Origin of the sequence: Micromonospora sp., from assembly GCF_048594385.1 — a bacterium.
In the GTDB taxonomy this organism is placed as follows: Bacteria; Actinomycetota; Actinomycetes; order Mycobacteriales; family Micromonosporaceae; genus Micromonospora; species Micromonospora wenchangensis.
Genome location: NZ_JBMDWU010000140.1, coordinates 1 through 10,150, shown reverse-complemented (window position 1 = coordinate 10,150; position 10,150 = coordinate 1). Strand labels below are relative to the sequence as shown.

Annotated in this window: 9 protein-coding genes; 5 read left to right on the top strand and 4 right to left on the bottom strand. The window is 71.8% G+C overall.

The features are described from left to right. Positions 1 to 148: 148 nt before the first annotated feature. The 3 genes from ACOJTC_RS06905 to ACOJTC_RS06895 form a co-directional block, all read right to left on the bottom strand. Entirely contained in the window at positions 149 to 745 is a 597-nt protein-coding gene (locus ACOJTC_RS06905) for a polysaccharide deacetylase family protein (RefSeq protein ID WP_204924436.1), read from the bottom strand. Positions 746 to 753: 8 nt separating this feature from the next. Next, positions 754 to 1,947 (bottom strand): endo-1,4-beta-xylanase, encoded by a 1,194-nt coding sequence (locus tag ACOJTC_RS06900; protein WP_420116212.1) that lies wholly within the window; start codon positions 1,945 to 1,947, stop codon positions 754 to 756. Positions 1,948 to 2,251: 304 nt separating this feature from the next. Then, positions 2,252 to 3,877 (bottom strand): glycoside hydrolase family 43 protein, encoded by a 1,626-nt coding sequence (locus ACOJTC_RS06895; RefSeq protein ID WP_377685671.1) that lies wholly within the window; start codon positions 3,875 to 3,877, stop codon positions 2,252 to 2,254. A gap of 244 nt (positions 3,878 to 4,121) precedes the next feature. Between ACOJTC_RS06895 and ACOJTC_RS06890 the strand changes: the two genes are divergently transcribed. The 5 genes from ACOJTC_RS06890 to ACOJTC_RS06870 all read left to right on the top strand — a co-directional run bounded on the left by ACOJTC_RS06890 (position 4,122) and on the right by ACOJTC_RS06870 (position 9,494). Beyond that, on the top strand, positions 4,122 to 5,414 hold the full coding sequence (locus tag ACOJTC_RS06890; RefSeq protein ID WP_204924433.1) for an extracellular solute-binding protein: 1,293 nt from the start codon (positions 4,122 to 4,124) through the stop codon (positions 5,412 to 5,414). Positions 5,415 to 5,469: 55 nt separating this feature from the next. After that, positions 5,470 to 6,468: a carbohydrate ABC transporter permease gene (locus ACOJTC_RS06885; RefSeq protein ID WP_420116211.1), complete on the top strand. Its 999-nt coding sequence runs from the start codon at positions 5,470 to 5,472 to the stop codon at positions 6,466 to 6,468. Beyond that, complete coding sequence (locus ACOJTC_RS06880) at positions 6,465 to 7,304, top strand: carbohydrate ABC transporter permease (protein WP_420116210.1); 840 nt, start codon at positions 6,465 to 6,467, stop codon at positions 7,302 to 7,304. The genes ACOJTC_RS06885 and ACOJTC_RS06880 overlap by 4 nt, the downstream gene beginning before the upstream one ends. 94 nt (positions 7,305 to 7,398) lie before the next feature. Then, positions 7,399 to 8,385 (top strand): LacI family DNA-binding transcriptional regulator, encoded by a 987-nt coding sequence (locus ACOJTC_RS06875; RefSeq protein ID WP_363793472.1) that lies wholly within the window; start codon positions 7,399 to 7,401, stop codon positions 8,383 to 8,385. Between the two features lie 368 nt (positions 8,386 to 8,753). Then, the gene (locus tag ACOJTC_RS06870) at positions 8,754 to 9,494 is read left to right on the top strand and encodes a cellulose binding domain-containing protein (protein ID WP_420116209.1); all 741 of its coding nucleotides are present in this window, start codon (positions 8,754 to 8,756) and stop codon (positions 9,492 to 9,494) included. Positions 9,495 to 9,623: 129 nt separating this feature from the next. Here ACOJTC_RS06870 and ACOJTC_RS06865 read toward each other — a convergent pair whose 3' ends face one another. Then, on the bottom strand, positions 9,624 to 10,088 hold the full coding sequence (locus ACOJTC_RS06865; RefSeq protein WP_420116208.1) for a hypothetical protein: 465 nt from the start codon (positions 10,086 to 10,088) through the stop codon (positions 9,624 to 9,626). Positions 10,089 to 10,150 lie beyond the last annotated feature (62 nt).

Below are 10,150 nucleotides of genomic sequence, written 5' to 3'. Positions count from 1 at the left end.
GGGCCGCGCCCCCCGCCGGCGCGGGGCGCCCCCCCCCCCCCCCGCCCGGCGGGGGGGGGGGGGGGGCACACCCCGACCCCCCACCCACCACCCGCACCGGCCGTAGCCGGTCTGCCGGCCCGCTCCGCCGGGGCGGGCCGGCAGCGGGTCAACCGGCCGGCAGGGTGAACCGCCAGCGTCGTGCGCGCAGCACGGGTGCGACCCGGTCGACCGCCGCGACGCTCTGGCTGCGGTCCCCGCCGCCGTCGTGCAGCAGCACCACCGCGCCGGGGGTGACCCCGTCGAGCAGCCGGCGGACGAGTTCGTCGGTGCCCGGCGGCTCCCAGTCCCCGACGGCCAGCCGCCACCCGAGCGGTCGCATGCCCAGTGCGGCGGCCACCGCCGGGGTCGCCCCCCAGGCCCCGTAGGGGGCCCGGAAGTACCGGACCCGGGCCGACGGCACGGCCCGCCGGATGGCCTCGTTGGTCTCCCGCAGGTCCGCCTCGATCCGCTCGGCCGACCAGGTGGTCATGTCGTCGTGGTGCATGCTGTGATTGCCCAGGTGGTGGCCGTCGGCCACGATCCTGCGCACCACCTCGGGGTGGGCCTCGACCTGCCCGCCGCAGAGGAGGAACACGGCCGCGATCCGGTGCCGCCGCAGGACGGTGAGCAGGCGCAGGGTGTCGGCGGGGTTCGGGCCGTCGTCGAAGGTGAGGCTGACCGTCCGCCCGCCGCCCCGGGCCGTGTCGAGGATGTCGGCGCCCACCGGCCGGCCTACCGGCGCGGCTTCGGCGTCGCCCGCATCCGCACGTACGGCGGTCCGGCGTAGATCAGGTCGGCCTTCATCACCTGGTACGCCCGCTTGGGCTGGTAGTTCTCGTCGTAGATGGTGGCCAGGCCCTGCGGCGGGTCGTCGAAGGTGCCGGGCACCCAGGAGTGCCGGTCGGTGAAGCCCCAGACGGTGAACGACAGGCAGCGCGGCTCGGCCAGGCAGGCCTGCAACAGCACGTGGAAGTTCGCCGCGGACGCCTGGAGCCGTGGGTTGATCTCCTCCGAGTCGCCGGCCTGCACCCCGTCGGTCAGCCGGCTGCGCACGTCGACCTCGGTGAACGCGGTGGACAGTCCCAGCCCGGCGAACCGGTGCAGCGCGTCGGCTACCTGGAGGGTGTCGTAGTTGCCGTACTGGGTGCCCAGGTGCCCCTGGCTGCCGACCCCGTCGATCGGCACGCCCCGGGCCAGCAGGCCCTTGACCATGTCGTAGACGAACTGGGTCTTGTCGTTGGCCGGGTCGCCGGAGCCGAACGCCTCGATGTTGTAGTCGTTGTAGAACAACAGGGCGGTCGGGTCGGCGGCGCGCGCCCAGCGGAACGCGTCCGCCACGTAACCGGGGCCGAGGTGCTCGGCCCAGAACCCCTTGTAGTGCAGGGTGGACGGGGTGTCCCAGGGGTCGCTGACGGCCTCGTTGACGACGTCCCACTGCCAGATCTTGCCCCGGTAGCGGCTGGCGACGGTGGTGATGTGCTTGCGCAGGATCGACCGCAGCTCGGTGTTGTCGATGGAGCCGTCGGCCACCCCGTCGGTGAGCCACTTGGGCAGCTGGCTGTGCCACACCAGCACGTGACCCCGGACCTTCTGGCCGTTGCGCCGGGCGGTGGCGACGAGGTCGTCGGCGGCCTTCCAGTCGTAGGTGCCCCGGGTCGGCTCCAGGGACTCCCACTTCATCACGTTCTCGGCGGTGACGGTGGAGAACTCGTCGCGCACGATCTCCCGGTAGCGGGGCTCGGCGGGGTCGGCGAGGGCGGCCATGTCGACCGCGGTGCCGACGTACAGGCCGTGGCGCTGGCCCAGGGCCCGTAGGCTCTGCGCGGTCGGGTCGTACGGCCGTTCGGCGGCGGCCGGTACGGCGTTCAACACACCGGCGGTCGCGACGGCGACCAACCCGGCGGCCATCCACCGTCTGAGCATCATCTGCGTTCCTTTCCCGAGGCGCGTCGACGGGTCGACGGCGGCGAGGTGGGCGGGGCGCGGTGCGGCCACCGATGTGTGCGGGCGACGGCCACACCGAAACCTACCGATAGTCAACTATCGATTTCCGGAAGTCGACTGGAACGTTACGAGCGCAGACCCCGCCGGTCAACCATCGATACTTCCGGAACTCCTGGTCACGCCGCCGGTCGCGCGTCGCAACGTTTCGACACCGACCGGGACCCGGACACGACCACGACCGGCCCCACCGGAGCCGGTCGTGGTGCGGTCGGTCGTGCCGTGCCGGTCAGTGCTCCCGGTAGGTGGCCCGGTCGAAGTCGGCGTACCCGCCGTCGCCGCCGAGATCCTGCACCCAGAGCCCGAGGAACGCCCCGGTGAACCCCCAGGCGGCCGGCTCGCCGTCGATGATCAGCGCGGCGTGCTCGTCGGAGAGGATGGTCGCGTCCAGCTCGACCGGGAGCTGCTGCCAACCGGTGCCCAGGTCGTAGCCGAAGCGCACCACCGGCCCGTCGAACTCGGCGCGCAGGCCGACCCGGGTGACGCCGCCGGTGTCCACGGTCAGCTCCGGGTGGGCGGTGCGCCGGCCGTTGTCGGAGCTGAGCAGCTCCAGCACCGTACGGCCGTCGTCCGCGCGGGTCAGGTAGAGGTGGTGCCAGTTCAGGGTGTTGTAGTAGGCGGTGATCCCGGCGAGCTGACGGTGGTCGACCGGGTCGAACTCGACGACGGTCTCCAGGGCGCACCGGGTCGCGCCGACCCGGCGGGCGACCAGGCTGGGGGCCTGCCGCCCCACCGGTGACTGCCCACCGTGGACCCGCAGGTGCGACGGGCGCGACCGCAGGTCGATCCAGTCCGGGGCGGCCGGCCGGCGCAACGTCGACCACGCCGTGCCCAGCTCGTCGGCGTCGAAGTCGTCCGTGTCGGCTTCCGCCGGCCACGGGTGCGCCGGCAGGTCGGGGGCGTCGACCTCGTCGGCGGGCACCCCGCCGGGAATCCGGGGCCAGCCGCCCGCGGGCCACTCGACCCGCTGGATCGCGGTCTCCCGGCCCAGCACGCAGCTGCCCAGCGGGGAGTAGGGGCGACCGACCAGGTGGGCGAGGTACCACCCGCCGTCGGGGGTGCGGACCAGGCTGCCGTGGCCGGCCTTCTGCAACCGCAGGTCGGGCCGGCCGACCGAGGTCAGCAGCGGGCCGTCCGGGTCCACCTCGTACGGTCCGAACAGTTCGCGGGAGCGGGCCACGGTGACCTGGTGCTCCCAACTCGTGCCGCCCTCCGCGGTGATCAGCCAGTACCAGCCGTCGTGGCGGTAGAGGTGCGGGCCCTCGGTGACCCCGACCGGGGTGCCGGTGAACAGGATGCGGGGCCGGCCGACCAGGCGGCGCGCCTCCCGGTCGTACTGCTGGATCTCGATGCCGCCGAAGCGGTCCCGGCCGGGCCGCCAGTCGGCGCTCATGGCCAGCAGCCAGGTGGTGCCGTCGTCGTCGTGGAACAGCGCGGCGTCGAAGCCGCGCCCGTGCAGCTTCACCGGGTCCGACCAGGGGCCGGTGATGTCGGGCGCGGTGATCAGGAAGTTCTGCGGGTCCCAGTAGCCGCTGGCGAAGCTGGCCACGTCGCTGTAGACGAGGTGGAACTGCCCGTCGTGGTAGGTCAGGTCGGGTGCCCACACACCGTTGGAGTCGCCGCAGCCGCGCAGGTCGAGCAGGCGGCGGTCGGTGATGATCCCGCCGAGCGGTCGCCAGTGCACCAGGTCGCGCGAGTGGTGCAGGCGGACCCCGGGGTACCACTCGAACGTCGAGGTGGCCAGGTAGTAGTCGTCGCCGACTCGCAGGATCGACGGATCCGGGTGGAACCCGGCGAGGACGGGATTGCGGATCGACCGGGCAGCGGTCGCCACTTCAGCGGTGTCGGTCGACACGTGCACTCCTCGGGCAGCTCTCGAAACTTTCGAAATCAGGGCCGTAGTCGGTGAAGCCCTGCACACGCTAGCCGTTTTCGCCGCGATAGGACAGAGGGCTTGACCCGCGTGGAAACAACTCGTAGCGTGCCCGCCATCGATCGGTAATACCGGCGACGCTCTGAAAGTTCCGGAGATACACGTTTCGAAACCCGCCGGCCCGGCCGGCGCCCGAGCACCTCGTGAGTCCCTGAAGGGATGGATCATGACAGCGCACCTCTCCCGCAGATCGCTGCTCGGCCTCGTCGGCGCCGGCGCCGGCGCCTACCTGCTCAGCGGCTGCAGCGACGACGCGTCCGACGACCCGGACGCGCCCCAGACGATCAACTGGTGGCACATCCAGAACACCGAGCCGATGCTGCCGGTCTGGGCGGCGGTGGCCAAGGAGTACCAGAGCGCGCACAGCAACGTGAAGATCGAGATCCAGCCGCTGGAGAACGAGGCGTTCAAGGCCAAGCTGACCACCGCCACCCAGGCCGGCTCCCCGCCGGACCTGTTCCAGTCCTGGGGCGGCGGGGTGCTCAAGCAGCAGGTCGACGCGGGCCTGGTCAAGGACCTCACCGAGACCATCGCCCCGTGGAAGGACGGCCTGCTGCCGCTGTCGCTGGAGCCGTACACCGTGGACGGCAAGATCTACGGGGTGCCGTTCGACATCGGCATGGTCGGCTTCTGGTACAACAAGGACCTCTTCGCCAAGGCGCAGATCGCCGCGCCGCCGGCCACCTGGGCCGAGCTGCTCGACGTGGTCCGCAAGCTCAAGGCCGCCGGGGTCACCCCCGTGGCGCTGGCCGGCAAGGACAAGTGGCCGGCCCACTTCTACTGGGCCTACCTGTCCATGCGCATCGGCGGGCTGGGCGCCCTCCAGCAGGCCGCCAAGGACAAGAACTTCGAGACCCCGGACTTCGTGGCCGCCGGCGAGCGGTTCAAGGAGCTGATCGACCTCCAGCCGTTCCAGAAGGGCTTCCTCGGCGCCGAGTACGGCTCCCCGGACGGCCAGGCCGCCACCATGGGCAACGGTGGCGCCGCGCTGGAGCTGATGGGGCAGTGGGCGCCGTCGGTGCAGGCGTCCAGCTCGACCAGCAAGAAGGGGCTCGGCGACAAGCTCGGCTTCTTCCCGTTCCCGGCCGTCGACGGCGGCAAGGGTTCGGCCACCGAGGTCTTCGGCGGTGGCAACGGCTTCGCCGTCGGCAAGGACGCCCCGCCGGCCACCATGGACTTCCTCAAGACCCTGCTCAGCGTCGACGTGCAGCGTCGCAGCACCAAGACCGGCGCGGTGCTGCCGACGGTCAAGGAAGCCACCGATGCCGTCGCCGACCCGAACAACAAGGTCGTCGCGCAGACGCTGGCCGCCGCCACCGGCTTCCAGCTCTACCTGGACCAGGCGTACCCGCCGGCCGTCGGCCAGCAGGTCAACGACAGCGTCGCCGCCCTGGTCGCCGGCAGCAAGTCACCCGCGCAGATCCTCAAGGACATCACCCAGGTGGCGAAGACCCAGTAGGGACGTCCCACCCCCACCGATCACCAGCCGCCGGCGAGAACTGAGTGGAGCAGGCATGACCACGCCATCGATCCTGTCGAATGCGGGACCCGGCGGCCGAGTGACCGAACCGTCGGGGCCGGGGCCGGGCGGCGCACGCCGTACCGGCCGCCGGCCCCGGCCGGGCCGTCGCCGGGCCCTGGCCGTCTTTCTGACCCCGTCCCTGTTGCTGTTCCTGCTGCTGGTGCTGACCCCCATCGTGGTGGCCGGCTACGCCAGCCTCTACAAGTGGAACGGCTTCGGGCTGCCCGAGAACTTCATCGGGCTGGACAACTACACCAGGGCCTTCGGCGACCCGGTGTTCCGGGGCGACCTGTGGCACGGGCTCGTGCTGATCGTGCTCTCCCTGGTTGTCCAGCTGCCGGTCGCGATGGGTCTGGCGATGCTGCTCAACCAGCCGCTACGGGGACGCGCGATCTACCGGGTGATCTTCTTCGCCCCGTACGTGCTCTCCGAGGTCACCACCGCGGTCCTGTTCAACCTGGTGTTCTCGCCCAACCGGGGGTTCGGTGACGCGATCTCCCGGTTCCTGGGGGCCGACGCGGGGGCGGTCTTCGCCGACCCGGACACCGTCCTGTACGCCGTCTTCCTGGTGGTCTCCTGGAAGTACTTCGGCCTCTACATGATCCTCTTCCTGGCCGCCCGGCAGAGCATCCCCAAGGAACTCGACGAGGCGGCGGTCACCGACGGGGCCAACGCCTGGCAGGCGTTCCGGCTCGTCACCCTGCCGCTGCTCGGGCCGACCATCCGGATCAGCGTGTTCCTGTCGGTCATCGGCACCATCCAGCTCTTCGACATGGTCTGGGTGCTCACCGGCGGCGGCCCGATCCACGCCTCGGAGACCATGGCCGTGACGATGTTCCAGTTCGGCTTCCGCCGCTTCGAGGTCGGCTACGCCAGCGCGATCAGCATCATCATGTTCCTGCTGAGCCTCGTCTTCGCCCTCATCTACCAGCGCATCGTCCTGCGGCGCGACACCGAGGGCGCCCTCACCGTCCAAGGAGACCAGCGATGACCAGCCCGGCGAACCCGGCCCAGCGGGCCCGCCGCCTCCTGCTGCACCTCATCTCCATCGCCGTCGGCGCGCTCATCGTGGTGCCGGTCTGGTTCGGGGTGATCGGCGGGTTCAAGGACAACGGGCAGCTCTCCACCAATCCGCTCGGCCTGCCCGACCCGTGGGTGCCGGGCAACTACGTCGAGATCTTCACCGCCGGGGTGTTCTGGCGCAACGTGGGCAACAGCGTCTTCATCGCCGTGGCCAGCACGTTCGTCGTGGTCGCCGCGGCGGCGATGGCCGCGTTCGTGTTCGCCCGCTTCGCCTTCCGGGGTCGGGAGTTCCTGGTCACCCTCTTCGCTATCGGGCTGATGTTCCCGTTCGCGGTGGCGATCCTGCCGCTGTTCATCCTGCTGCGCGGGATGGGCCTGCTGGACAACCCGCTCGGGGTGATCCTGCCCCAGGCCGCCTTCGGCCTGCCGATCACCATCATCATCCTGCGGCAGTTCTTCCGGACCATTCCCGGCGAGGTCGAGGAGGCGGCGACCCTCGACGGTTGCGGCCCGTTCGGGTTCTTCTGGCGGGTGCTGCTGCCGATGGCCCGGCCCGCCCTGGCCACCGTGTCGGTGCTGGCCCTGGTGAGCAGTTGGAACAACTTCATGCTGCCGCTGGTGGTGTTCACCGACCAGAGCTGGTGGACCCTGCCCCTCGGGGTCCAGGCGTTCCAGGGGCAGTACTCCGACGACACCGCGAAGGTGCTCGCCTACGTCGTGCTGTCGATGATCCCGGCGTTGGGCTTCTACGCCATCGCCGACCGTCAGCTCATCGGTGGGCTCTCCGGCAGCGTCAAGGGGTGACCCCGACCTGCTGCGATAGCCTTCTGCGACCGTAGTTCCCCCGACCGAAAGGGCGACCGTGGGCTCCGAGAACGGCAGGAACGTCACCATCGCGATGATCGCGCGGTTGGCGGGCGTCTCCGTGCCCACGGTCTCCCGGGTGATCAACGGCCGGTCCGACGTCGCCCCGCAGACCCGGGAACGGGTGGAGGAGTTGCTCACCCGGCACGGCTACCGTCCCCGCTCGGCGGCGCGACGCACCCAGTCCGCCCTGATCGACCTGGTCTTCAACGACCTGGACAGCCCGTGGGCCGTGGAGATCATCCGTGGGGTGGAGGACGTCGCGCAGGCCAGCGGGGCCGGCACGGTCGTGTCGGCCATCCACCGGCGCACCTCGTCGGCCAAGCAGTGGCTGGACAACATGCGTACCCGCTCCACCGAGGGGGTCATCTTCGTGACCTCGATGGTGGAGCCACCGTTGCAGGCCGAGCTGCGCCGGCTGCGGCTGCCGGTGGTCATCGTCGACCCGGCCGGGGTGGCCCCCCAGGAGGCCCCCACCATCGGCGCCACCAACTGGGCGGGGAGCCTGCGCGCCAACCAGTACCTGCTCGGCCTCGGTCACCGGCGGATCGGCTTCATCGCCGGCCCGCCGCAGCTGATGTGCAGCCGGGCCCGGATGGACGGCTACCGGGCCGCGCTCGACGCCGCCGGCCTCGCCGTCGACGACCGGCTGGTGCGGCCCGGCAACTTCTACCACGAGTCCGGCTACACCGCCGGGATGCACCTGCTGGGCCTGCCCGAACCGCCCACCGCGATCTTCGCCTCCAGCGACCAGATGGCGCTCGGCGTCTACGAGGCGGTCCGCAAGCGCGGCCTGCGGGTGCCTGACGACGTCAGCGTGGTGGGCTTCGACGACCTGCCGGAGGTCCGCTGGTGCTCACCGCCGCTGACCACGATCCGGCAACCACTGGCCGAGATGGGCATGTTGGCCGCCCGTACCGTGCTGCGGCTGGCGAGGGGCGAGACGATCGAGAGTCCGCGCATCGAACTCGCCACCGATCTGGTCGTCCGCGACAGCGCCGCGGCACCGCGTAACCGCTGATCCGACCCGCCCTCGGCGATCGGTCGGACGGCGGCGCGCCGCGCCCGTGCGGCTGGCACGGAGGCCGGCCGGGCGGGCATTGCATCGACAGTCATCGAATGCCAGACTGTTCTGGCGTCGTCACGCTCGGGAGCCAGCGTGACCACTCGTGCGCCGATCCGTCGGACACGCGGGGCGGCCACGCCACCCCGCGCCGGGCAGTCCGCGACGGTGACCACCGGCCGGTCGCCCCGCCCGTCGGCAGGCCCGTCCGGCACCATCCGGCCCACGGCAGCCATCGGTCGCGCAGAGATCGCCCACCCCTCACCGCCCGGCACCCCAGGCCCGTCCCGGCCGCCGGTGCCCCCGCAACCCTCTCGGAGGTACGGATGCTCCGCACGCTCGGCGTGGTGCTGGCGACCACGACCCTGACCCTGGCCGGTTGGGCCGGCACACTCACCGGCGCCCAGGCCCAGCCGGCGCTCTCGGCCACCCCCCTTCCCACCCCCACCTACGCGGGCCCCCCGGCGCTGCCGGTCTCCGGGCAGTTCATGTCGGCCAGCGCCACGAGCATCACCGTCCGGTACTCGATGATCATGACCCCGCCGTGCGGCTACAACCCGCCGATGACCCTGGTCCTCTTCGCCAGCCAGGCGGACGCGACGGCCTGGCTGAACCCGGTGGCCTCGGCGGTGTCCGGCCCGGAACGGCAGGGGGAGATCACGGTCACCGGGCTGACCCCGGACAGCGACTACTGGTACCGGTTCAGCGCCGGGGAGAAGCACGACCCGTACGTCATCAACGGTCCGGTCCGGACGCTGCCGGCCGGGTCGGCGTCGTGCCGGGCGACGATCACCGTCGACAACCGCTGGACCGGCGGGTTCGCCGCCACGGTCACCGTGCGCAACACCGCTGAGGAGACGCTCAACGGCTGGCAGGTCACCTGGCGGTGGTTGGGCGACGAGCGCATCTCGGCCCTCTGGAACGGCGTGCTCAGCACCTCGGGTCCCGACGTCACGGTGCGCAACGCGTCGTGGAACGGGACGCTGGCCCCGGGTGGCAGCACGACGTTCGGCATGCTCGTCTGGACCAACGCGCCGGGCCCGCTGACGCTGAACTGCGGCCGGTGACCGTCGGCCGGCAGGCCACGGCCGTGCCGGCGCGCGGGCACGCCGCACGGCACTGAGGCCCACACCGGCGTGCCGCCGCCCACCCGGGTGGCGGCACGCCGTCGGTCCGGCCCACCGCCAGGCGACCCGTCAGACGGTCAGCGACTGCCTGATCCGCGCGTACTCGGCGGCCATCTCCGGCGTGGCCAGGAAGTCGTCGAGCGCGGCCGAGACCCGGTAGTCGACCTCCTCGACGGAGCGCAGGGCGAGTTCGTGCAGCTCGCCGCGTCGGTGCTCCTCCAGGTAACTGGTCCAGTGTTCGAGGGCCGACAGGGCGATCAGCAGGCCGGGGTCCATGTCGCCGTCGGCGAGGATGCCCTCGTCGATGCGGTCGAGATGGGCGCGCAGCTCGGCCGCGCCGGCCGTGGCGATCCGTTCCCGCGCGGCGGTCAGCGCCGCGGTGGCGTCCTCGTCCAGGTCGTCCGCGCCGGCCTCGTCGATCAGGTCGGCCTCCAGCAGGCGGGTGACCGTCGCCAGCCCGAAGGCGTGCAGGGCGTCCTCGTCGGCCGCGTCGACCAGCTCACGGATGGCCGCTTCGCACTCGTCGTATCGCACCGCGCCAGGGTAGTGCCCGGTGGGGGGGGGGCGCCCCGCCGGCGCCCCCCCCCCGCCCCCCC

Coding starts and splice junctions, on each gene's coding strand:
- ACOJTC_RS06900 (WP_420116212.1), bottom strand. CDS start 1,947: ATGATGCTCAGACGGTGGATGGCCGCCGGGTTGGTCGCCGTCGCGACC.
- ACOJTC_RS06890 (WP_204924433.1), top strand. CDS start 4,122: ATGACAGCGCACCTCTCCCGCAGATCGCTGCTCGGCCTCGTCGGCGCC.
- ACOJTC_RS06885 (WP_420116211.1), top strand. CDS start 5,470: ATGACCACGCCATCGATCCTGTCGAATGCGGGACCCGGCGGCCGAGTG.
- ACOJTC_RS06880 (WP_420116210.1), top strand. CDS start 6,465: ATGACCAGCCCGGCGAACCCGGCCCAGCGGGCCCGCCGCCTCCTGCTG.
- ACOJTC_RS06875 (WP_363793472.1), top strand. CDS start 7,399: ATGATCGCGCGGTTGGCGGGCGTCTCCGTGCCCACGGTCTCCCGGGTG.
- ACOJTC_RS06870 (WP_420116209.1), top strand. CDS start 8,754: ATGCTCCGCACGCTCGGCGTGGTGCTGGCGACCACGACCCTGACCCTG.